Consider the following 23,996-nt stretch of genomic DNA (forward strand, 5'->3'; position numbering starts at 1 on the left):
TTAAGCAAGATTTCCCAATCTGTAGAATGATGAATCTTTCATCACTTCATTCAGCCGGCAAACCGATGGTGGGTCGTACGGCGAAGCGGGGCGCAATGCTTTTTTGCTTACTTTTGGAGCTTTGGCCAAAAGTAAGGTAAGCAATCTGTGATTGCGCGCAGATAGAAAATTAAAGAACGTTTCCAGTAATCAAGTTAAACGTGATAAAAAAAGGTGACAGATAAAAAACAATAAAAAAGCTGTCACATTTGTTTAGTTTGTCACCTTTTTATAAATATCTATATAAATACATGACTATAAACAGTTTATGCAAACAGTAATCAAGAGGCAAATTGAGTAAAAAAGTAACACCATTATAATTCTCAAGGTATGAACAAGATATATTCCATTATAGCATTATTCCTCTTTCTATCCGGCACACTACATGCCCAGGATACTATAGTAGTAAGCCTTACCGATGCCATTCAACGTGGTGTTTCATTATCGGTAGACGCCGTTGTAGCACGCAACCAATACAAATCGAGTTATTGGGAATATAAGACATACAAGGCGGAATTGTTGCCGGAGGTCACACTGAACACTACCCTACCCTATTATTCCAAGTCGTACAATGCTTTTCAGAATTCGGATGGAACATATACATTCGTAAGCAACGATTACAGCACTATAGACGCCGGAATATCCGTTACCCAGAATATTCCCCTGACAGGAGCTACAGTCTCGCTCGAAAGCAGCTTCCAACGCTTGCAGCAATATGGAGACAACGGTTCTACCAGATATATGGGAATACCAGCATCTATAACACTGGAACAACCGATATTCGGCTTCAACCGTGTGAAATGGCTGCAAAAAATAGAACCTGTGAAATATCAGGCGGCGAAGCAACAATTAGTCGCTAACATGGAAGATGTGTCGAATACAGCTATCCAGTACTATTTCAACTTACTGTTAGGACAAATAAATATGGAGATAGCCCAACAAAACTTAAAGAATACGGAAAAACTTTATACGATAGCCGAAGCACGGCGAAAAATCGGACAAATATCAGAGAACGACCTCCTGCAACTACGGGTCTCGCTGTTAAAGGCAGAATCATACCTCACGGATGCACAGGCCTCACTGAATTCGAGGATGTTCCAGTTACGCTCTTTTCTCGGGTATGGCGAAGATGTTGTTATAAAGCCCGTTATACCCGAAGGCATGTTGAACAAAACGCCGTTTCTGTCATATCCTCAAGTTGTTAGCCTGGCAAGGGCAAACAATCCGTTTACCCAAAACGTACAAAAGAGGATGCTGGAAGCATCACGTGATGTAAGCCAGGCGAAAGCCGACCGGTGGAATGCAAAGCTATTCGTTTCGTTTGGCATGTCGGGACAGGAAGATACATTTGCTCAGGCTTTCAACAGTAATCATTGGAGAAACAATCAGGTGGTAAATGTAGGGATAAAGATGCCGATACTGGACTGGGGAAAAGGGAAAGGAAAAGTGAAAATAGCCGAAGCAAACCGCGATGTGGAAAATTCAAAGATAGAGAAAGAGCAAATAGACTTCAATCAGAATGTATATCTGCGGGTACAAAATTTCAACAGCCAGTCGAAACAACTGGAACTGGCAAAAGAAACCGATATTATAGCCCAACAGAGATACAATACCTCTATCGAGGCTTTTGTGCTGGGCAAAATAGACGTACTGAACCTGAACGATTCGCAGACATCAAAGGACGAAGCCAGACGCAACTATATCGAACAAATGTACCTGCTATGGTCTTATTACTACCAGATACGGAGCCTTACGCTTTACGATTTTATTGACAATAAAGAAATTTCAGTCAATTATGATAATATGGTTGATTAATGTGATTCCGTAGCTGGAACTATGTTTATGTATAATCGTTGGACTATTATAGACTCCTCTTCGTTCTGGAGTCGCAACGCAATGTCAAGGCAGACGATAGACCCTGCTTATCAGGCGTCAGCCGCCAAACCGATGGTGGGTCGTACAGCGGAGCGGGGCGCAATGCTTTTTTGCTTACTTTGGGAACTTCGGCCAAAAGTAAGGCAAGCAATCTGTGATTGCGCGCAGCATAATAAATTAAAGAACATAAAGGCGGAACGAAACGAAGTCAATAAGAATCCAATATATAATTGGAGTACTAATCCACATGATTAAGAGTCTGTTTAAATTTTATAGCAAATCTTTTTTATAGCTGTTTTTAGATGGATTTTATCATTTTTGCTAGTAGAACCAACGGTCAGCGGAGCTAATTAGCGGGCTAAACCAAGAGTAAAAAGGGGAAAAGACGCTAAAATTTAAACAGGCTCTAACTAAAAATCAAAGAAATCTTTGTTAACGATAATCAAATATGCAGGCTTTTTGAAATTGTATAGATTCAATTTATTACTTTTATTCATTAAAAATAAAGATTCATGATACTTATTTGCGACGACGATGCTGCCATACGTTCATCTCTTACTCTCGTACTGAAAAGAGCCGGATATGATACCGCCAGTGTGTCAACGCCCCAAGAAGCCATTGATTTCGTAAAGTCTACCCCACCCGACCTTATCCTTATGGATATGAATTATACCAAAGGTACAAGCGGAGAAGAAGGCCTAACCTTACTACGGCAGGTAAAGATATATTGCCCCGGTGTGCCTGTTATCCTCATCACAGCCTGGGGCTCTATCAACCTTGCTGTAAGGGGTATTCAGGCAGGAGCTTTCGACTTTGTGACCAAGCCCTGGAACAATATGTCTCTATTGAGTACGATTCAGACTGCCATAGAATTAAGAGACGGAAGCGAGAAAGATAGCGTAGAGAACAGTATTGCACGAAATAATGGGGATACTTTCCACTACGATAAAATTATAGGGAAATCCCCCCTGCTACAAAATGTTTTCAACACAATTTCGCGTGTAGCCAAAACAAACGCGTCTATACTTATTACCGGCGAAAGCGGTACAGGTAAAGAACTGATCGCCGAAGCCATACACGAAAACAGCAACCGCAAGAAAGCGCCTTTTGTAAAGGTTAATCTGGGGGGAATATCTCAGTCCCTGTTCGAAAGCGAAATGTTCGGGCATAAGAAAGGAGCATTTACAGATGCGCATTACGATAGGGTTGGACGGTTCGAACTGGCAAATAAAGGGAGTATCTTTCTTGACGAAATAGGGGAACTGGACGCCGCCTGCCAGGTAAAGTTATTAAGGGTCTTACAGGATAAAACATTCGAATCTCTGGGGGATAGTAAACAGAAGCAGGTCGATATACGCGTCATCAGCGCTACTAACCGGAATCTGGCGGATATGGTCTCAAAGGGTACATTCCGCGAAGATTTATTCTATCGTATCAACCTGATAACCATTCGTGTGCCTGCCCTACGTGAAAGAATAGACGATATTCCTCTGCTGGCTAATTATTTTGCTAAAAAACAAGTTGAAATCAATGGTTTGGATAAGATTGAATTTACATCCGAAGCTATCGATTTTCTGAAGAAATTACCTTATCCTGGTAATATCAGGGAACTAAAGAATCTGGTAGACAGGGTTATTCTCGTTTCGGGTAAGCACCTGATTACCGACAGTGATTTTAAAGACCAATATATTGAAATTCCCAATACGTTTGCCAGTCTTCCGGATTCTATCTATCCGCTCGATGAACTGGAGAAGAACATGATTGTAAAAGCTATGGAATTATATGGAGGTAACCTGTCGAAAGTAGCTACTGCCCTCGGTGTAAGCAGGCAGGCGCTTTACAGAAGGCTTGAGAAATATGGGATGAATACTTACGATTGACAGGCATGAAGTCGAAAATTTTATTTTGGATATTAGCCATCATAGTATTTGGCTCTTTAGTATTTATAGGGCTGATGTTCTTCAGGTCGGACATGTACAAGTTCCTGCTCATCGAAGGAATCAGCATTATCGCTATTATTTTCTTCATACTATTATACTACAGGCTTATTAAGCCATACCAGATTATTTCGGACGGAATGGAGCTGCTTAAAGAGCAGGACTTCTCTACCCGCCTTCGCCCCATAGCCAATAGCGAGGCTAATAAGCTAATCGAAATCTTCAACAGGATGATGGATCAGTTGAAAGATGAACGTCTTCAGGTAAGGGAGAAAAATCATTTTCTCGATTTATTGATACAAGCCTCTCCCCAAGGTGTAATAATACTCGACTTTGATGATAAGATAACCGAGATAAACCCATCATGCCTGCGGCTGCTTAATATTAAGAGTATAGATGATGTCAAAGGAAAAAGGTTAGGAGAATCGGGTATAAATATAGGCGAACAGTTAGGCAGGCTGGGTAAAGATGATGATGTTGTTATCCGCAGCTCGGGTATAACAATGTTTCGTTGCATACGTTCATCGTTCATAGACAGGGGCTTCGCGCATCCCTTTATCCTGATTGAAGAACTAACGCATGAGTTATTGAAAATAGAAAAGAAATCATACGAAAATATTATCCGTATGATGGCGCATGAGGTAAACAATTCGGTAGGAGCCGTGAGTTCCACCCTCAATGTTATATCTGATATATTACGGCAAAACGAAAAGAATGAACTGATAGACGTTCTTCCCGCAGTGGATGCTTCCTTCGACAGGTGCAAGCATCTGGGGCATTTTATCAGCAACTTCGCGGAAGTGGTAAAGATACCTGAGCCTTCGCTATCAGGCGTCAGCATTAATGAATTGGCACGCTCTGTAGAATCATTGACCCGGATAGAATGCCAACGCCGGAATATAAATCTGAATTTGAACCTGACAACAGGTAAGGATATCGTCCATATTGACAGCATACAATTTGAGCAGGTCCTCGTCAACATTGTCAAAAACGCGTATGAGGCAATCAATTCGGATGGGAGTATAAATATTACAACAACATCCAGTCCTCTTTCCGTCACCATAGAAAACAATGGCCCTGTCATACCCGAAGAAGTGAAACAGAAATTATTTACGCCATTCTTCACTACTAAACCCACAGGACAGGGGATTGGGCTAATGTTTGTCCGTGAAGTACTGATAAACCATCACTGCAAGTTTGACCTAAACTCGAACGATGGCTGGACCAAGTTCGAAATAGAATTCTAGTCCTTTGATATCACTTAAAGTAGTCTGTAAAAATTAAAGCAATATTTTCAGATGATAATTGCAGAAACAAAACAGTGTACTGAATATCGTTATACATTATTGCTTGGTAGAAAATAAGATACGGAAACTGGTTGCATTCCTATCGGAATGCGTCCTCTTGTAGACAATTCTCTTTTCTACCGAGCGAATCATTCCTGACGGAATGATTTATTCTAAATAGATAATAGAGTTTATATTCAATAAGATTATATATGGTTTATTCTCTGTGATTTAATTGCCTCCTGCTTTAGCTGGAGGATAATAGTCTAATCAGATAATGGCTTTAGCCAAAATGTTTTGACTAAAGTCGTTTTCTATCTGTATTATTATCCAAGACTTGAAAGTCGTGGCAACTAAAACTCCTAAAAATATGCATCTTACTCTTTTATTGAATATAAACTCTAATTAAAAAAATAAAAAAGCAACGATGGATTATGATATGTGAACATTCTCCAATTTTTATACTCTATCATAGCATATCCGTTTTTATTTTTAAAACAATAAATATTTTTAGGTACTTTTGTTTCCTACTAGTTGCGAACCAATTGGATTTGTTAAGCGTTTATCTAATAAATAAGTAATAAATAGAATTGGGCTTCGCCGATTTTCAATTAATGACGCATTCGGAGATATGGGCTGACCTTGTTCTCTACTTACAAATACAAAAACAATAATAGGTCTGAGACCTTAATAAAAACTATTATATTATGAAGAAGTTATTTTTTGCTTTGTTTATCGCAGTTACTCTTGCTGCTTGTGGTCCGGTTTACAATACACAGTTGAAACAAGTAGAGCTGGGTATGACTCAACGTGAGATCGTTTCGTTGATGGGAGAAAAATATTCGGTTGTAGACCAAAAAAGCAATGGAGACCAAACGCTGGAGTATGTGGATAAATATAAAAACCATTGGTTCTTCGTTTTTGTAAACGGACAACTGAACAAATGGTATAAAGAAACAGATAATTAAGATTAACAATCAAAAAGAAGCCTCCCCAACCCCTCCAAAGGAGGGGCTAAGGCTTCTCCCCAAGGGGAGGATGGGAGGGGCTGCTACCGCAATTGTGCCCCCAGTTCACTTTCCATTGATCTCTGTATCTTTTGCATGATAGCGTCAATTTGCTTGTCATTCAGGGTCTTTTCGTCATCCTGTAGTATAAAGTTAACCGCATAAGATTTCTTTCCTTCCGGCAGGTTCTTCCCTTCATATACATCAAACAATGATACATTCTTTAAAAGCTTCCGCTCGGCTTTATACGCTATTTTCTCTATCTGGTCGAACAGTATATTCTTATCCAGCAGCAGGGCAAGATCGCGTTTGACGGCAGGGAATTTAGAAATATCAGTATAAGTGATACTGTGTTTTCTTATTTCCTTCATCAGGGTATCCCAGTTGAGTTCCGCGTAGAATACTTCAGCATTAATATCCTGTACTTTCAGCAGCTTTTTACTTACAATACCCAGCGTACCCAGCGATTTACCTTTTCCCTTAGCCTGTATGTCGAGCGCGGCGCTAAACATCTCATTGGATGTCTGTACATAATCGTATCTGCTTGCAGGAATGCCCAGACGGCTTAGTATATTTTCCACATAAGCTTTTAGCTGATATACAGACGTTTTTTCATCAGTAGCAGCCCAGCTGTTGCTGATATTATTGCCACTAAGCCAAAGTCCGAGGTGGAATTCTTCTGTATATTCTCTCAGATTCTCGCCTTCTACCTTTTTAGAAGCATCATAGAAGTAACAGTTGCCGAACTCATAGAACTTAATATCAGGGTTCTGATGATTACGGTTATAGGCTATGCTCTCCAGTCCGCCATATATAAGCGTCTGGCGCATAAGGCTCAGGTCGGTGCTCAACGGATTGATTATACGTACACTGCTTGAAATAGGGAATAACTCGGAAGTTATATAATAGGATTCCTTTGTCTGTGAGTTATTCATTATCTCTTTAAAGCCGCCCCCTGTCAGTTGTTCCGATATAAGGTTTTGCAGGTCATAGCTTTTGTCTGTCGGTGTTTCATACGAAAGGTTCGATTTCAGACTGTCTCCTATCTCAATATTGTTGTATCCGTATACACGCAGTATATCTTCTATAACATCCACATCGCGCAATACATCTACCCTGTATGTAGGGATGGAAATGGTGAGAGTATCCTCAGTCTCTTTGTCTATTGTTATCTCCAGACTGTCCAGGATGGATTTAACGGTTTCTTTTTCTATACCTTTGCCTATCAGCGAGTTTACCTTGTCACAAGACAGTTCTACTACCGGTTTGCTGATCGGATTGGGGTAAACATCCTGTATCGGTCCGGTAAGCTTACCTCCGGCTACTTCCTGTATAAGCAGGGCTGCGCGTTTCATTACATAGATGGTATCGTTAGGGTCGCAGCCACGTTCGAAGTGGAACGACGCATCGGTATTTAATCCATGACGGCGTGCCGATTTACGTATCCATGTAGGATTAAAATATGCGCTTTCGAGGAATACATCGGTTGTACTTTCGGTAACACCGGAATTAAGACCTCCAAATACACCTCCGATACACATACCTTCCTTATCGTTACAGATCATCAGATCCCGCTCGCTAAGGGTGCGTTCTACTTCATCGAGTGTTACAAATTTGGTTCCCTCAGGTAATGTTTTTACGATTACTTCGCCTCCCGAAATATGAGCCACATCGAAAGCATGAAGTGGTTGTCCCAGCTCTTGCAATACATAGTTGGTCACATCCACCACATTGTTTATAGGCCGTAAGCCAACGGATGTAAGCCTGTTTTTCAGCCAGTCGGGGCTTTCGGTTACTTTTACGCCTTTTATAGTTATACCCGAATAGCGTGGGCAGGCCTCTGTATTTTCCACCCTTACAGGTGTGCCGCCGTCCGGTTCATCTATTTTAAATTTATCTACCGAAGGTTTCTTTAGTACCCCTTTCAGCTTATTTTGCTTGAGATAAGCAGCCAGATCACGGGCTACCCCGAAGTGTGAAGCTCCGTCTATGCGGTTTGGGGTGATATCTACCTCGAGTATATATTCGCTTTTTATATTGTAATACTCTTTAGCCGGAGTACCCACCTTAGCCTCAGCAGGTAAAACAATGATTCCCGCATGGCTTGTGCCTATTCCGATTTCATCTTCGGCGCAAATCATACCGAAAGATTCCGTACCTCTGATCTTGGATCTTTTTATCGTAAAGGATTCTTCTCCCGAATATAATTTTGTTCCTACCAGAGCAACTACAACTTTTTGTCCTGCGGCAACATTCGGAGCCCCGCATACTATTTGCAGGGGTTCGCCCTGTCCTACATTTACAGTTGTAATATGCAGATGGTCGGAGTCCGGATGGTCAGTACAGGTAAGCACTTCTCCTATAACAAGTCCTTCCAGTCCGCCTTTTATTGTTTCCACTTCTTCTACTCCGCCTGTTTCCAGGCCCAGAGATGTCAGTGCGTCAGCAGTTTCCTGTGGCGATAAATCGAAATCGAGATATTCTTTTAACCAGTTGTACGAGATATTCATATATTAATGTTATTATTTAGAGCCTGTTTAAATTTTAGCGAAAATTTTTATTACAGGTTCTGGTCAATAGTTCTTAGCAATTTTTTTATGCTCTTTTTAGCGTCTTTTTGGCTCCGCCGATTTTCAATTCCCTTTTTGCTTTTGGTTTAGCCCGCTAAACCTGCTGGCAAAAATGAGAAAATCCATTTAAAAATAGCTATAAAAAAGATTTGCTATAAAATTTAAACAGACTCTTATTCAAAAAAGTCTGTCAAAAATACAAAATAAATTTCATTTGGTTATTAATAATTCCCTGTTACTTCTTTCTGAAGGCGACAACGGGCTATACAATACCGGCTAATTGTTAAAAAAAACTCTTAGAAACTGTTTATAATCAAATAATAGAGGTAAGAAGTAAGAAGTAAAAGCTAATCCTCCTTGCAGCAATCGCAACCTTCGTGCTTCTCTAGTACACGATGCGGAAAATCTCCATGTCCGACAATCTCTATAGGGCAGGAGTTATATGATTTTTCGAGCCAATCGGTAGAGATATTCGTTCCCGAATGATAATGTAAGCCTTCATTCACGCAGGCGATATTCTTTACAAGCGATATTACTGTACCTACATCGTGAGACACCAGTATGATGGCTGTACTCTTATTTATTTCTTCGAGCAGCTTATAGAAATTACTTTCGAAACGTTTGTCGACATAAGAGTTGGGCTCGTCCAGCACCAATAAATCGGGTTCATCTATGATAGCCCTACCCAGTAACGTACGTTGCAGCTGCCCGCCTGACAATGCTCCTATAGGACGGTCTACCAGCTTATCTAATCCCATCTGACGGGCGATTATATTCACCTGTTCCTTTTGTTCTTTAGTATAAGGCGAGAAAATACTGTTCTTCTTGATTGTCAGTCCGGACAGAATAACATCGAAGACAGATATAGGAAATTTCTTATCAATCTGATTGATTTGCGGCAGGTAACCGATATTTATCTTGTCAGCCTTTACTCCGTTCCCGAAAAAAGATATATCTCCCGAAACAGGTTTAACCAGTCCCAGTATGGTTTTCAACAGCGTGGTCTTCCCTCCCCCATTCGGGCCTATAATACCCAAAAAATCATTCTTAAAAACATCCAGACTGACATTTTTAAGAACGTACGGATTATCTTCATACCCTACCGACAGATCTTTTATTTCGAGAATCTTACTCATTCGTTTTCCTGTGCGAGAGCCTTTGCTATTTTAATCATTTCATCACTCCAGTTGTAGGAAAGCAGATTGATAGGCACAATCGTTCCGCCAATAGCTTCGGCAACGGTTTCCGCATTTTTGGTATCAAATTCCTGTTGGATAAAGACGGTCTTAACACCCTCAGCTTTAGCTTTATCAATCAGTTCTTTCAGTTGTGCCGGAGAAGGGTTCTTACCGTCATTCTCTATCGAATACTGAGTCAGTCCATACTCTTTAGCAAAATAGCTGAGAGCCGGATGGTAGATTATAAAAGCCTTACTCGGCGCTTTTTCCAGATACGATCTAATGATACTATCCGTGGTGTCGATCTCGCCGATGAGTTTATTGTAATTGATTGTATAATCCGCCTCATTAGCCTTGTCTATTTCCAGAAGCCCTTTATACATGTTCTCTACGATTACCTTAGTGGATGCGACCGAGCTCCATGTATGAGGATCTCCTCCGGCATGCCCGTTATGATGAGCATGGTCATCATCCCCGTCATGAGTATGGGTACATACGCCGCCAATAAGTTCTATGCCTTCGGAACACTCTATAATTTTCAGTTCGGGATTTGTTTTGGCTACTTTGTTAACCAGGGAATTTTCTATTCCTAAATATCCGATCTTGAAATAAGCAACGCTCTTATCCAGGTTCATCAATTGAGAAGGGCTAAAATCAGCGCTTTCGGGATTCATCCCCGATGAAACGATACACGTCACATCAAAATGGTTGCCTGTGATCGTTTCCAAAAAATATTTCTGAGGCTCTATCGTAACTGCAAGCGTCCTTGTATCATTGGCCTTGGACGGCTTACATCCCTGTAAAAATATAAAGCCGGATAAGGTAAGACACAATACCGTTAATATATATTTCATCTATTTGCTTTATTTATTATGGAATTTGAATTTATTATTCTCCTTTTGTAAGGTCATATATCTTACGGATACGGTTCAGTTCTTTCCTGAAGTCAATCTTTAAGTCGATTAAAGTTCCGTCATTCAAATCATATACCCAGCCGGCCACACGCGGATAGCCCGATTCCAGATATGACTTTTGAACTTCCGCCGTTTTTATGACATTCAGGCATTGTTCATACACATTTATCTCTACCAAGCGGTTGTAACGGTCCACTACATCGGGAATAGCATCCAGTTCTTTCTCATGCAGGCGATATACATCGCGGATATTCCGCAGCCAGGGGTTCAGTATTCCTAAATCCTTGGGTTGCATAGCGGCCTTTATCCCTCCACAATTATAATGTCCGCAGATTATGATATATTTTACATTGAGGTGTTCGACGGCATAGTTAATAACAGACAATACATTCAGGTCATTATTTACCACCATATTGGCTATATTCCGGTGGACGAATACCTCTCCGGGTTGTAGCCCCATTATTTCATTGGCATGCACACGGCTGTCTGAGCAGCCTATATATAAATAATCAGGATTCTGCTCTTTGGCAAGATGAGCAAAGAAATCCGGATTTTCCTTATTCTTGTTTTCTACCCATTTCCTGTTCTCCGCGAATATTTTCTGATATGATTCTTCTATTTGCATCCTTTATTGCTAATTATCGAGTTGTTCCAAAACGGTCGTTACCTGTTCTATTAATGATTTTGTATTATCATTAACAATTACAAAGTCCGAAAGTTTTAGCTTTTCTTCATCCGGCATCTGATTTTGGATACGCTCCACTACCTTTTCACGGGGAAGGTTGTCGCGCAACATCGTTCGCTGAATCCTGACTTCCAGAGGAGTATATACCATTACTACTTTATCCATCATTTTATCAAAACCCGATTCGAAAAGGATGGCAGCCTCATGTGCAACAATCTTGCACAGCGAATGTCTCTGAAGCCAACGGTTAAAATCCTTTCCTACTTCGGGATGGATGATCGCGTTTACGGTCTCCAGCTTTTCCTTATCATTAAATATATGGGATGCAAGCAATGCTTTGTTTAATACATTACCATCATACAACTCATCGCCAAAGAGCTGGATCAGCTTCTCCCTGATTATGGGAGATGTAGCAACCAGCCTCTTACTCTCTATATCGGCGATATATACAGGTACGCCACAAAGGGAGAATATCTCCGAAACGGTTGATTTACCGCTACCTATACCACCTGTTATGCCTAGTTTTATCATTTTCTGTATAAAGTAAACTTATCGTTGTTCCAATACAAATTCCACCTCGGCAGGAACAGGTATCTGTGTACGGATATAGTCAGGGCTTTCCGTTATACGCACAGGGATAGACATGTCGTTCAAGTCATTTAAATCCTTTATATCATTATAATCGACCGTAATCCTGAAATTATCGCTGGTTATATTATCAAACCGCTTTAAGCCTACGTAGAAAGGAATGGTAACCGATGAGGGGAAGAATTTTATATCCAGATTGTTAGGCAGGTTTATACATTCGATAGGCACCTCAACCTTTTTCAATGTAAATTCATCTACCGGCACATTCAGTTCTACCTCATCCGGTACGTATTTTACACCCGGAATAGGGTTCATCTTTACCTTGATACTCTTCTTGGACTTTACATGTTCCAATGTATCGGGAACCGTATATGCATAGAATAGGGTACCTAAAGCGGCACGGCTGCCGTACACCATAACCGAATCCGGTACGGTTGTCAAATCTCCGTCAAGCATATATCCGGCCTCCAGGTTTACCTTGCCATTGTATATTACGGATAACTTCTTACTGCGGAGCAATGCATACGTGTATGACATACGTGTCGGTGAATAGCTAATCAACTCGGAGGTAACAAATAGTTTAGACCTGATGAGTTGTTCAAAGTTGCGCCCCTGGATTATTTTTTCCTGCGATGTCTTTATTATATCCCTGACATCGACTGCCAGCGAGTCGTTGCGTTTAGTAAGGTAATACCGGAACAATGTTGCCCCGTCATCCTTAATACGGGCATATACTACATCGGGCAGCTCATTTTCGAAGACGATGCTATCGGGTACATTCACATACTTTACGGGTATAGCGAGCGTACCCTCATATTTCTGCCGATACACCTGCATCATCCAGAATATACAAGATAACAACACAAAAAACATAAAGGTCAGAATCTTTTTCCACGGAATTGTTTTGAAAAAAGTCCTGACCTTTTGTGCTAGTATTTCATTATCGTCAGTATCGCTCATAAGCTATACGCGATTAAAATGTTCCGTAATAGTCAATCTTTATTGTTTTTGAGTATCTTCGGCAGAAACAAATACAGAGGATTTTTCAATTTTAATTCTCACTTCATTTGCTATTTCTACAACGAAGTATGTTTCGCCTACCTCTTTAACTTTACCGTGGATACCGCCGGCTGTAACTACTTTGTCGCCTACCTTGATAGCATTACGGGCTTCCTGCAAAGCTTTTTGTTTCTTTTGTTGAGGCCTGATCATAAAAAAGTACATAATGGCAAAAAGCAATACCATCATAACAATCATACCGGTACTTCCACCTAACAGACCTCCTGCGGGAGCAGCTCCGCCGTCAGCAGCCTGTAATAATACATTTAATAATGTCATAATTGTTCCTTAATATTTGATTTATATTATTCTGATTTAACTCCTTTCGGAAAATGTTTTACAAATATAGTGAACTCCAAGCGCTGTCAAGCTTGCTTGAAGTTGCCGGGACGCATCCTATATTCTGCAAATATAAGTGAATATTTTGAAATGGCTTTATGAGAAAATACGATAAATATTATTATTTCTTAATTATCTTCTTTTCTTCCTTCAACTCCTTTACTATAGCATCAAGTATGCCATTTATAAATGACGCGCTCTTTGCCGTACTGTAGGATTTGGCTATATCGATATACTCATTCAGCGTAACGTTAATAGGGATTGATGGAAATTCCATTATTTCGGCTATAGCGATCTGCATGATAACCATATCCATAAGGGCTATACGCTCCGACTCCCAGTTTTTTGTGTATTTATCTATCAGTTCCTTATATTCTTTACTGTTCAATAAGGATTCCCTCAGTAATTTTACGGCAAATTCCTTATCGGTTTCATCCTTAAACATAGGTAACAACTCCTGTCTATCGCCCTTGCTTTCATCGAAACGTTTAATCGTCTTCAGAACGAAGGATTCGATTATTTCTATATCGTCGTTCCAGTAAAGGCATTCATCTTCGAGGATAGAATACAGATCTTCGTCGGTGCAAATGATTTGTTTGAAAACTTTACGCCAGAATTCGCGGTCATCGTCATATTGCTGAGACTGGTTTTCGATATACTCTTTATACACATCCGAATTCAGTATATTGTCCAATAGGCTGCGTATAAACGCTTCATGCTCTGACCAAGAAAAAGGCCTGTCTTGCAAATATTTTACAAATTCGGAATTCTGCTTTAGCTGAATGATAAACTTATTATCCAACAACTTAGTATTCGGACTTATATCTTCTTTAGTAGGTAATAACTTAGACTTCCGAACATCTACTTTTTGGGCATAAGTATTTGTCAACTCTACCATCAACGATAATAAATAGAAATACAAATCGTATGATTTCTGCAAACTAAGCATCAATTCATTTTCTGCTTTCCTTAAATCTGTAGATTCGTTATGACTACAGGAAAACAATATCTGTACAACCCTGATACGAATAAGAACGCGATTTATCATTTACCAATAAAAATGTTTCAGGTAGCAAAAATACACATTATTTTTATAATACAAGAGCTTTTTGTTAACAACTTATTCGTTATAGATACCAGGGAAGATATATGGAATAAAAAATAAGAATTACCTTTGCCCCATCTTTATTAATGAAATTTATAAACCAATACATAAACATTTACATTGATTGAATGTTTTAATAGGAATAAGTATGAAAAAAATCGTTATCGCTATTGATGGTTTTTCTTCCAACGGGAAGAGTACTATGGCCAAAAGCCTGGCAAAAGAAATCGGGTATATCTATATAGATAGTGGCGCCATGTACAGGGCAGTAACATTATATTGCATCGAAAACCGGCTGTTTGACGGAGAAAAGCTGGATGACAATAAATTGCATAACGAAATAGATAACATCAAGGTAGAATTTCAGTTGAATAAAGATACGGGAACGCCTGAAACATACCTGAACGGACAAAACGTAGAGTCTAAAATACGGAGTATGGAAGTTTCGTCAAAAGTAAGCATCGTAAGCGCTATACCTTTCGTCCGTCATGCGATGGTCGCGCTTCAGCAGAAGATGGGAGATGCTAAAGGCATCGTAATGGATGGCAGGGATATAGGAACTGTCGTTTTCCCGAATGCCGAAATGAAGGTCTTTGTAACGGCAGAACCGGAAATCAGAGCCCGGAGGCGTTTTGACGAACTGCGTTCGAAAGGCGATACGAAAACGACATTTGAAGAAGTACTTGAAAATTTAAAAACCAGAGATCATTTAGATCAGACGCGTGCAGAAAGCCCTTTGGTAAAAGCGGATGATGCTATTCTTCTGGATAATTCATATATGACCATTGACGAACAGATGCAATGGTTGCTACAGAAGTTCAAACAAATAACTACAAATTAAATGAGTAATATTGAAATAGATGCTAAGTCAGGTTTTTGCTTTGGTGTGGTCAACGCCATAAAGAAAGCAGAAGAAGAACTATCGAAGGGAGGAGTATTATACTGCCTGGGGGATATCGTACACAACAACCTTGAAGTAGAGAGATTAGAGAAACTCGGATTGAAAACAATCAATCACGAAGAATTCGGCGAGCTAAAAAATGCCAGAGTCTTGCTAAGAGCTCATGGCGAACCACCATCAACTTACCAGATAGCGAAAGAGAACAATATCGAAATCATAGACGCGTCATGCCCTGTTGTACTACGCCTTCAAAAGAAGATTCACGACAAGTATGACAATGAGAAGGGTAACAATACCCAAATCGTCATCTATGGCAAGAATGGACACGCTGAGGTAAACGGTTTGCTTGGACAGACAGACTCCAGCGCCATCGTAATAGAAAAGAAAGAGGACTTGGAAAAACTTGATTTCTCTAAGAATATCTGCCTGTTTTCGCAGACAACAAAACCTCTTGATGGCTTTCAGGAGATAATAGACATCATACAAAGCCGCATGACCGGGGAGGCCAAATTTGAGTATTTCGATACAATCTGCCGTCAGGTATCGAACCGTATACCGAACATCAAGGAATTTGCCCTCAAAAACGACATCATATTCTTTGTAGCTGGCGAAAAAAGTTCGAATGGGAAAGTGCTGTTTGCCGAATGCAAAAAATACAATCCTAATTCCTACTTTATCACAACACCGTCGGACATTGACCCCAACGTTGTAAGCCAGTCAGCGTCAATTGGCATTTGCGGAGCCACATCTACACCAAAATGGCAGATGGAAGAGGTGGAGGCCAAGATAGAAGAAATAAGATCGGTGTTAATTTAACCAAATTGACCTGCTAATTTAACTAAATCACTGAATTTATTCTTACTTTTGCACTTGATTTCGAAATAAGGAAATATAAGAGCCTGTTTTAAATTTTAGCGAAAATTTTTATTACAGGTTCTGGTCAATAGTTCTTAGCAATTTTTTTATGCTCTTTTTACCGTATTTTACCCTTTTCACTCTTGGTTTAGCCCGCTAATTAGCTCCGCTGACCGTTGGTTCTGCTGGCAAAAATGATAAAATCCATCTAAAAATTGCTATAAAAAAGATTTGCTATAAAATTTAAACAGACTCTAAGAATAAATATAAGTAACATTATGGCTAAAATTAAGTGTATTGGTATCCTGACTTCAGGAGGTGATGCTCCCGGAATGAATGCCGCTATTCGTGCGGTAACCCGTGCTGCTATCTATAATGGATTGGAAGTCAAAGGTATCATGCGTGGTTACAGAGGGTTGATATTTGACGAAATCGAGCCCTTTAAGACCAATAGTGTGAGTAATATTATACAACAAGGCGGTACAATATTAAAGACAGCCCGTTGTAAAGAGTTCCAGACACCGGAAGGCCGCCAGATAGCTTACGAAGCCCTTCAAAGAGAAGGTATTGACGCATTGGTAGTTATTGGTGGAGACGGTTCGCTTACAGGAGCGCGTATATTTGCTCAGGAATTTAATCTTCCCATTGTCGGACTTCCCGGCACAATAGATAACGACCTGCAAGGGACAGACTTAACTATTGGTTACGATACCGCGCTGAACACTATCATGCAAGCCGTGGATAAGATACGCGACACCGCCAGTTCGCACGAACGCCTGTTCTTCATCGAAGTTATGGGTCGTGAATGCGGAATTCTTGCCCTGAACGGAGCAATTGCTTCGGGAGCGGAGGCTGCCATTATTCCCGAAATGTCGATACAACAAGACCAGTTGGCTGACCTTATATCAAACGGGTTCCGCAAGAGTAAGAACAGTAGCCTTGTGCTTGTTACCGAAGGGGATATTACAGGTGGAGCCATGGCTATGGCCGAACGTGTAAAGACAGAATACCCTCAGTACGATGTACGTGTAACCATACTGGGACATGTGCAACGTGGAGGATCTCCTACAGCCAACGACCGTATTCTTGCCAGCCGGATGGGCGCCGCGGCTATTGATGCTTTACTGGATGGACAGCGTAATGTTATGATTGGTATTCAGAATGATATAATTGTTTATGTACCGTTCTCAAAAGCAATCAAAAAGAACAAACCAATCCAACCGGATTTGGTAGAAACACTTAAAGTTCTTTCTATTTAAAATAAGTACGGATTCTATAAACGAAACCCTGTGAATATCTTATTTGCAGGGTTTTATTTTTGCACCCGTTCTTATCCTTTCGGAAAATTAGTATATCAAAGAACTAAAGGAGCGTAGTACATGACAAAAAATATATTACATGTATAAATAGTATCCTCCTTCGCTCGGTATAGGCTTTGCCTACGTCAGGCTAAAATCTCACTTCAGGTCGTCACGCTTCTAAAAATCGCTGACACAGTTTATCGGACACCCCCAACTTCTTCTTTCAATTCATAGAAGCTTTCTTCTGTCGATTTACCTGCCGTATCAATCATAATTCGACCTGTTTCCCATGCATGATACTCCCTATTCAGTATTTCATTCCATGTAGGGAGTTTTAAGCCTTCCACCTCGGTGCGCCGATTTTCAACTCGTCTTTTATGTTCTTCCTTATCCGAACAGATTACTTCGATATTAATGTATCGGCTATTGCTTTGTGTTGCTACTTCTTCCCATTCTCTGCGCGTAATATCTATCGGATTGCATGAGTCGGCAACCACATTATGCCCCAACTCCAGATTGTTGCTTGCTATGCGGTAAGCCAAACGGTATCCTTCGCTTTGTACATTGTAGTTGCATAAGTCTCGCAATGCTTGTTCTATGGTGTCGATTCTCAGATAGGCAGCATTGTACTCCTTGGCGATAAGTTTTGCCAGACTTGATTTTCCCGAAGCAGGCAATCCCGACAGGATAAACAGTATGGGTTTTGAAACTTTCATTTTTAATCCTTCTTCCAACGTTTAAGCGTTGACAGAAATTCCCGGAGAATAGGACGTGCCTCATCCGGAGTAAAGTTGTTTCCTGTTTCTTTGTTCCAGTGATCGAGGTATTGCAGATTGGTTTCCAGCATCTCCTCCATTGTTACGTTGCGGGTAAATGCGCCGTTCTGGTAACAATAGTGGCAATACTCCTGATTGGAAGTCCCATCGACATTCGTGCCGAACTCTTCTGCTGTCCTCATGTTCATACCACAACTTTGACAGATTGGGTCATTCGTACCATCTTCTTTACCTACCACAAAACTTACTGAATTGAAGTTGCTGTAATAGCGGCCAGATTCGGCAGTAAATCTTAATAGTATAAAATCTCCGCCATCCACTCCGCCTTTGTAATAGATAGAAAAATCGTCTTTCCAGATATTCTTTTTCTCATCCAAATCATCAACAACCTCCATTGTTCCTTTCAGCATCACACCCTCGAAAGAGTCTTTGTCGTAAAAGTAAATACAGGCTTTCGGATTGTTTCGGTATTGCTTGATTCTTACCGACAGACTATTGGTGTGCCAATAGAATGTCTGGATACCTTCCTGCTTAACAGGTGCCAGCATCGCCTTTGTGTTTGGATAACCATTCTCATCAATAGAACTTATAAAGCTAACGTTCTGTTTGCGAATCATTTGTTCAATTGTTTCTGTAAGATTTTTCATTGTTCCGGTTGTTTTAATGGAGTAAACAATTCTATCAGGTTCTCTTCCGGGTCGTATAGGTGCACAACACGCATTCCCCAGCCGGGCATATCCATTGGTTCATTAATGAATTTAATCCCTTTTGCTAAAAACGCTTGATAGCTTTCGTCTACATTGTCTACCTCAAAGGATATCATCGACTTTTCGCGATAACCTGTGGGTTGCGTTTTGTCAGCATTACCAACAGCGGGAGCCATCAGGTCGGACGTGAATATGGCAAGCCCTTCTATTCCGTCGGCTACTTTGAAACTGGCATAACAGTCTTCAACATCCCACGCTGCCTCCAAACCAAGCTGCTCAGTGTAAAAATCGAAACATTTCCGATAGTCTTTTACTAATAGTCTTACGTTACTGAATTTCATATTGTACTCTTGTTAGTTATTTATCAATCTCTTTTATAGTCTGTAAATCCTAATCTGTTACCCGAAGGGTCGTTTAATTCTACCGCCCAACCTGTCCGTATCTTAAACGGTTCGGATAAAAAGACAATACCTTTGGCTTTCATCTTTTCGTAAACCGCTTTGGTGTCTTCAACCTCTATCCAAATGGCAGGTATCGTGTCCGGCATCTTGGTTTTATCTTTCAGGATGATTGCCGGCTCTTCATTGCCGACCTTGAAGGCTATCATGCCCTGTTCGGCAAACTCGAATTTCTTTTCCAATCCCAATACTTCAGAATAAAAGTGTACGCTTTCCTGATAATTGTTAGCTGGCAGGAAGTAGTTATCATAGTTCTTAATTGCGGTAGGCTCTACCGCATCTTCTGTTATTGTCAGGATATGTCCGTTGTTATCGAAGATGGCAAATTCGTCGGCTCCATAGAATGTTTTATGCATTTCTTTGGCGATATGCTCCGTTCCCTGAAGTTTCTCGTATAGCGTTTGCATATCTTTCATCTTCACATAAAAGGTCATAGCGCCCAATTTCGGACGACCGGCTAATTGCGGATATTCTTCGGATAGGTTACCCATTTCCTGAAACATAAATGTTGCTCCGCCATTCGCAACCATTGCCCATTGCAAGCCTCCGGTTGGAGCGGGGACACTCATAATCAGCTTGAAGCCTAATGTCTGGGTATAGAACTGTACTGTTTCATCAACGCTTTTTACACCAATATTGGGAGATAGAGTTTGATATTCCATTGCTTTCATCTTTTTAAGTACAAAAATACAATTCTGTTTGATGTGTTTCGTGTAAAAAACCGACATTCTACACTGTATGTTCCGACGGAGAGAAACTTCCCAGTCGCTGAAACTCCTTATTCATGTGTGAATGATCGTGATATCCGCAAGCAATGGCTATTTCGTACATGCTTTCGTCCGAATGGCTTGCCATATACCTGCGGACAGACCGGAAGCGCATGATATTACTGAATGCTTTGGGAGATATGCCGATGGTTGTTTTGAATTTACGCTCGAATTGCCGTTCCGACAAGCAGACCTCACCAGCTATTTTGCTGACAGATAAATGCCCGTTATTGCTTTGAATAAGAGAAACAGCATGCCTGATTTGCCTGTCGGGCAGGTATAACTTGTGCATACGTGCTAGGAAGTAGGTGTTGATATACCTGATACGTTCTTGCATACACTCCATGTCGGGCAATCGCTCATAGAAACTGTTATCAAACAGCGTTTCGCTGAGCGGAAGTTCTATGTTTTGGTTGGTAATCATGGAGACGGGCATACGGGTGAATGCGGTGATTCCTGCCGGAGCAAAGCGGATTCCCATCATTTGCACCCGCCCCGGCTGATAGGAGATTTCCAATAAAGAGGTCATTGTTCCAACAAGTTTGGGCAATCCGGTTTGTACAGAGTGACTTCCGAAATCAAAGATAATATCCACACAACCATCCGGCAGAATCCGCTGTGTAACTGCATTCTCAATCATTCCATCGGCAACCCAATAGGTTTCTATCAAATGCTGTAAGCGTAGGTCGGGTGGATATTCTTTATACATACATGTTATTTCGGTAAAAAACCATTTTTATAGAACTGATAGCTCTCTTCTATAATTTCAGGTGCATCTGCATCTAATACATACAATATTTCACGGCAAAACTCCAATGGCGCCGTTCCGGGGGCAGTAACAATGTTCCCGTCTCTGACAGCTTGTTCGTTGATATAGTTGGCATCGCCCGTGTATTTTTCTCCGGCATACTGTTTCAGATAGTCCAGTCCGTTGCTTGTATGCTTCACGTTATTGAGAATACCACATGCTCCGAGAAATACCGAAGCATTGCATATTCCGGCAACTAACTTGTTCTCTTCAACAGCTTTCTCTACAAGCGGAACAATTTGCGCTGCTTCAGAGGAAAACCAATGCATACCGCCAATCAATACCAGTCCGGCATAGTCTGTTGGCATATCGTTCAAGTCGTAATCGGGTAAAACTTTGAAGCCACCTATCGACAGGATAGGGTCTTTTGTTACAGACATGGTTTTCACTGTGTATTTGATTGGGCCTCCGGGCTTTACTCCGATATTCAAGCAGGTGGAGATATAAGCTCCTTCCCAGTCGGCAAACTCATTTAAGAGTACGAAAATTACTTCTTTTTTATTCATGTTGTTTCTACTTATAATTCTTTTTTCATATATCGTTGTGTCCACGGGCAATGCACCATACATTTCAGACAATTTCTCAAAACAAAGATAGCCTTGAAGTCTCAAATTGTTTTGGGAAGCAGTTATCATAAACGGTATAAGGATAGTTCAAACAATTTAAGTACTTACGCAGAGAACTCTTATCCCATTACTTGCTACGCGAGTGTATATTCTGCACCCCTATCAGCCCATCGTACCGTTGCCCGGTAGGACGATAATACACAAATATCTGATATTCGTTTTCCGCCTCAAAATAGTTCCCTTCTATCCTTGCCGTAGAATAATTACTACCCGATTTGGTAAGATACTGATAGTTATATAAGCCTTGCTTCAACAGCAATGACAAATAATACTGTCCGTTCTCTTCATCATATATCATCCTGTATTTATCGGTAAAATTATTATAGGTAAAATCCCCGTTGATAAAAATATCTTCCCGTAACTGTCTTTCCACCGGTATGGAAAATACAGTATTAAAGTAGTCCGACTCTATCTCACTGTCATTCGTATCGTTACTCCTTATATAGAAGCGTCCGTTCTGATCCTGATCGTAGCTATAAGTTCTTTCCGCCCTTATGTTATCCGGCACTATATACATTGTATAGGTAGGGCGGTTGTATTCTATATGTTCTACATTTAAACCGTTATACCGGTAACTGATCGTTTCGAAACGGCGATACTCATTCCCTGCTTCAAATATCAAGCTACGGTTATGCTCATAGATCAGTTTCCCATTGTTTACATAGGTAGGCTTTAATTGCCGCCGTTCCGAATCCAGACGGTTATTTTGCCATGCAAATACTTTCAATTCGGTAAACGGGTCGCGGATGGTCAGATTCTGGTGTAATATAGAAAATGAAAGTTGCTGATGCGCACGGTTCGTATCGATGTCGGTGTTTGAAGTAACAGCAGGGGCTATACTGACCTGTGTGTCAACAACTGAGAAACAAGCCGTCAGTAACACATCATCAGGAAAACTATCCTCATATACTTCGACAACATAATTCCCTGACAACTTCAGGCTTACATCATTATTCGGTATATCCAATGAATAATGTACATACTCCACTGTCGTATTCAACGAAGGGTTGTAATCATTGAGCGGATTATCATTGAATCCATTCAGGTAATCAATTTCGGATATCCCTGTACTCCGCTTCCAAAAAGCATCGCAATGAATTATACGGTAACGCAGCCGGTTAAAAGAATTCTCTTCCGAAATACGGTCGAAACCGATATGTATATAATCGCTGCTATTCAGGCTGATTACTGCATTCCGGTTCCAATCATTATTACGGTTTACCTGTATTGTATATATTTCATCCGATTTTGGCTGAGTGTGGTACACCTGCGAAAAAGCTGATATACAGGCAAAATACAGAATGAAAGATAATAATATTTTAGGCATATTCATTGTTCAAATATTTTCTTCTACTACAACATAGCTCTCCGGCGTATAGGTAACCCGGGCAAAATTTTTGGTTATTAATTCCGTGTCAATTACCTTACCTCCCTCAAATTTAAGAATCTTATTGCGCCATATTTCATTTTTCCGGTAGAATTTGTCTCTGATTTTCAGAAACTGATGCTCTTTCTCAAAAACGTGATAGGCGAAATCCAGTTCTTCGCTGATGCGCAACTCGCCTTCCAGACATTTGTCTGTCAACCACAGGTTTATCTGGAAAGTGTATGGTGTATTATTTGTAAACTGATAATCCCTGTAATTATAAAATACCGTTGCCCCGCTACCAAAAGGCAGCACTCTCCCATCGTCCGGAAACGGGTCAAATGAATGGTGATAACGTTCGGTAACGGTTAGCGGGCTATGCATTACCAACCAGTGTATAAGGTTCGAAATCTGGCACAATCCCCCACCAATACCGGGTTTTGCTTTTCCGAAAGATAGCTCCATGCCCTCAAGGTACCCTTTCCGTTTAGTGGGAAGCCCTACCAGTTTGCAAAAGGAGAATGTTTCGCCCGGCCTGATTATTACATTATTAATATTCCGGATCGCAAGACGAAGGTTGGTTACCTTATTTACCTGCAACTGCATATCGCTCTCCCCAAGCTTTTTCAGCAATACCGACTGGTGTTTTTTTATCCGGTATGGCAACAAATTATTATCCTTCGACCGGCTATACTTCCTGCCGTCAAAATACCAGTTATAATACCTACCCATCCGCCTTGCCCATACAGCGACAAAATAGAGTACGGGATGCCTCTGGCTCAACAGCTTGCGGGGATTCTCTTTCATATATAAATTATAAATTGGAAATGGATTTGTATATATTGTTGA

General features: G+C 40.7%; 25 protein-coding genes. 7 read left to right on the forward strand and 18 right to left on the reverse strand.

The window, feature by feature from the left end:
• Window positions 1-129, reverse strand: a complete 129-nt coding sequence (locus D0T84_RS22885; RefSeq protein WP_255495214.1) for a hypothetical protein — start codon at window positions 127-129, stop codon at window positions 1-3.
• A 240-nt stretch (window positions 130-369) separates the two neighbouring features.
• Here D0T84_RS22885 and D0T84_RS08335 point away from each other — a divergent pair, with 240 nt between their 5' ends.
• On the forward strand, window positions 370-1,854 hold the full coding sequence (locus tag D0T84_RS08335; protein WP_163307425.1) for a TolC family protein: 1,485 nt from the start codon (window positions 370-372) through the stop codon (window positions 1,852-1,854).
• 46 nt (window positions 1,855-1,900) lie between these two features.
• On the opposite strand, the gene D0T84_RS08340 is transcribed toward D0T84_RS08335, so the two are convergent.
• Window positions 1,901-2,050 carry a hypothetical protein gene (locus D0T84_RS08340; protein ID WP_163307426.1) on the reverse strand — a complete coding sequence of 50 codons (150 nt, stop codon included), beginning with the start codon at window positions 2,048-2,050 and terminating at the stop codon, window positions 1,901-1,903.
• A 376-nt stretch (window positions 2,051-2,426) separates the two neighbouring features.
• Between D0T84_RS08340 and D0T84_RS08345 the strand changes: the two genes are divergently transcribed.
• The 3 genes from D0T84_RS08345 (at window position 2,427) to D0T84_RS08355 (ending at window position 6,105) form a co-directional block, all read left to right on the forward strand.
• Window positions 2,427-3,794 carry a sigma-54 dependent transcriptional regulator gene (locus D0T84_RS08345; protein ID WP_163307427.1) on the forward strand — a complete coding sequence of 456 codons (1,368 nt, stop codon included), beginning with the start codon at window positions 2,427-2,429 and terminating at the stop codon, window positions 3,792-3,794.
• Between the two features lie 5 nt (window positions 3,795-3,799).
• Window positions 3,800-5,098 (forward strand): PAS domain-containing sensor histidine kinase, encoded by a 1,299-nt coding sequence (locus D0T84_RS08350; protein WP_163307428.1) that lies wholly within the window; start codon window positions 3,800-3,802, stop codon window positions 5,096-5,098.
• A gap of 746 nt (window positions 5,099-5,844) precedes the next feature.
• A complete protein-coding gene (locus D0T84_RS08355; protein WP_163307429.1) occupies window positions 5,845-6,105 on the forward strand; it encodes a hypothetical protein in 261 nt (86 codons plus the stop codon).
• 83 nt (window positions 6,106-6,188) lie between these two features.
• Here D0T84_RS08355 and pheT read toward each other — a convergent pair whose 3' ends face one another.
• The 8 genes from pheT to nusB all read right to left on the reverse strand — a co-directional run bounded on the left by pheT (window position 6,189) and on the right by nusB (window position 14,525).
• On the reverse strand, window positions 6,189-8,654 hold the full coding sequence (pheT, locus tag D0T84_RS08360; protein ID WP_163307430.1) for a phenylalanine--tRNA ligase subunit beta: 2,466 nt from the start codon (window positions 8,652-8,654) through the stop codon (window positions 6,189-6,191).
• A gap of 407 nt (window positions 8,655-9,061) precedes the next feature.
• A complete protein-coding gene (locus D0T84_RS08365) occupies window positions 9,062-9,850 on the reverse strand; it encodes a metal ABC transporter ATP-binding protein (RefSeq protein WP_163307431.1) in 789 nt (262 codons plus the stop codon).
• Window positions 9,847-10,746 (reverse strand): metal ABC transporter solute-binding protein, Zn/Mn family, encoded by a 900-nt coding sequence (locus D0T84_RS08370; protein ID WP_163307432.1) that lies wholly within the window; start codon window positions 10,744-10,746, stop codon window positions 9,847-9,849. The genes D0T84_RS08365 and D0T84_RS08370 overlap by 4 nt, the downstream gene beginning before the upstream one ends.
• A gap of 34 nt (window positions 10,747-10,780) precedes the next feature.
• Window positions 10,781-11,431, reverse strand: coding sequence for a carbonic anhydrase (locus D0T84_RS08375; RefSeq protein ID WP_163307433.1), 651 nt, complete (start codon window positions 11,429-11,431; stop codon window positions 10,781-10,783).
• A gap of 9 nt (window positions 11,432-11,440) precedes the next feature.
• Window positions 11,441-12,022, reverse strand: coding sequence for a dephospho-CoA kinase (gene coaE, locus D0T84_RS08380; RefSeq protein ID WP_163307434.1), 582 nt, complete (start codon window positions 12,020-12,022; stop codon window positions 11,441-11,443).
• A gap of 18 nt (window positions 12,023-12,040) precedes the next feature.
• A complete protein-coding gene (locus D0T84_RS08385) occupies window positions 12,041-13,039 on the reverse strand; it encodes a YbbR-like domain-containing protein (RefSeq protein ID WP_163307435.1) in 999 nt (332 codons plus the stop codon).
• Between the two features lie 39 nt (window positions 13,040-13,078).
• Window positions 13,079-13,417 carry a preprotein translocase subunit YajC gene (gene yajC / locus D0T84_RS08390; RefSeq protein ID WP_163307436.1) on the reverse strand — a complete coding sequence of 113 codons (339 nt, stop codon included), beginning with the start codon at window positions 13,415-13,417 and terminating at the stop codon, window positions 13,079-13,081.
• Window positions 13,418-13,598: 181 nt separating this feature from the next.
• A complete protein-coding gene (gene nusB, locus D0T84_RS08395; protein ID WP_163307437.1) occupies window positions 13,599-14,525 on the reverse strand; it encodes a transcription antitermination factor NusB in 927 nt (308 codons plus the stop codon).
• Between the two features lie 205 nt (window positions 14,526-14,730).
• Between nusB and cmk the strand changes: the two genes are divergently transcribed.
• From cmk to pfkA, 3 genes are all read left to right on the forward strand, one after another.
• Entirely contained in the window at window positions 14,731-15,423 is a 693-nt protein-coding gene (gene cmk / locus D0T84_RS08400; protein ID WP_163307438.1) for a (d)CMP kinase, read from the forward strand.
• Window positions 15,424-16,299, forward strand: a complete 876-nt coding sequence (locus D0T84_RS08405; protein WP_163307439.1) for a 4-hydroxy-3-methylbut-2-enyl diphosphate reductase — start codon at window positions 15,424-15,426, stop codon at window positions 16,297-16,299.
• A 317-nt stretch (window positions 16,300-16,616) separates the two neighbouring features.
• The gene (gene pfkA, locus D0T84_RS08410; RefSeq protein ID WP_163307440.1) at window positions 16,617-17,597 is read left to right on the forward strand and encodes a 6-phosphofructokinase; all 981 of its coding nucleotides are present in this window, start codon (window positions 16,617-16,619) and stop codon (window positions 17,595-17,597) included.
• A 239-nt stretch (window positions 17,598-17,836) separates the two neighbouring features.
• Here the strand turns inward: pfkA and D0T84_RS08415 are convergent, their stop codons facing one another.
• From D0T84_RS08415 to D0T84_RS08455, 8 genes are all read right to left on the reverse strand, one after another.
• Window positions 17,837-18,355 carry an AAA family ATPase gene (locus D0T84_RS08415; RefSeq protein WP_163307441.1) on the reverse strand — a complete coding sequence of 173 codons (519 nt, stop codon included), beginning with the start codon at window positions 18,353-18,355 and terminating at the stop codon, window positions 17,837-17,839.
• Between the two features lie 2 nt (window positions 18,356-18,357).
• Window positions 18,358-19,062, reverse strand: a complete 705-nt coding sequence (locus D0T84_RS23265; RefSeq protein WP_370525474.1) for a zinc ribbon domain-containing protein — start codon at window positions 19,060-19,062, stop codon at window positions 18,358-18,360.
• Window positions 19,059-19,463, reverse strand: a complete 405-nt coding sequence (locus D0T84_RS08430) for a VOC family protein (protein WP_163307442.1) — start codon at window positions 19,461-19,463, stop codon at window positions 19,059-19,061. Before D0T84_RS08430 ends, D0T84_RS23265 begins: the two co-directional genes overlap by 4 nt.
• A gap of 23 nt (window positions 19,464-19,486) precedes the next feature.
• Window positions 19,487-20,242: a VOC family protein gene (locus D0T84_RS22890; RefSeq protein ID WP_255495270.1), complete on the reverse strand. Its 756-nt coding sequence runs from the start codon at window positions 20,240-20,242 to the stop codon at window positions 19,487-19,489.
• 67 nt (window positions 20,243-20,309) lie between these two features.
• Window positions 20,310-21,056: a helix-turn-helix domain-containing protein gene (locus tag D0T84_RS08440; RefSeq protein WP_163307443.1), complete on the reverse strand. Its 747-nt coding sequence runs from the start codon at window positions 21,054-21,056 to the stop codon at window positions 20,310-20,312.
• 5 nt (window positions 21,057-21,061) lie between these two features.
• Window positions 21,062-21,661, reverse strand: a complete 600-nt coding sequence (locus D0T84_RS08445; protein WP_163307444.1) for a type 1 glutamine amidotransferase family protein — start codon at window positions 21,659-21,661, stop codon at window positions 21,062-21,064.
• Window positions 21,662-21,848: 187 nt separating this feature from the next.
• Window positions 21,849-23,114 carry a DUF5103 domain-containing protein gene (locus tag D0T84_RS08450; protein WP_163307445.1) on the reverse strand — a complete coding sequence of 422 codons (1,266 nt, stop codon included), beginning with the start codon at window positions 23,112-23,114 and terminating at the stop codon, window positions 21,849-21,851.
• A gap of 3 nt (window positions 23,115-23,117) precedes the next feature.
• Entirely contained in the window at window positions 23,118-23,954 is an 837-nt protein-coding gene (locus D0T84_RS08455) for a VanW family protein (RefSeq protein WP_185155716.1), read from the reverse strand.
• Between the last annotated feature and the right edge of the window lie 42 nt (window positions 23,955-23,996).

This window comes from Dysgonomonas sp. 521 (genome assembly GCF_010501055.1).
Classification (GTDB): Bacteria; Bacteroidota; Bacteroidia; order Bacteroidales; family Dysgonomonadaceae; genus Dysgonomonas.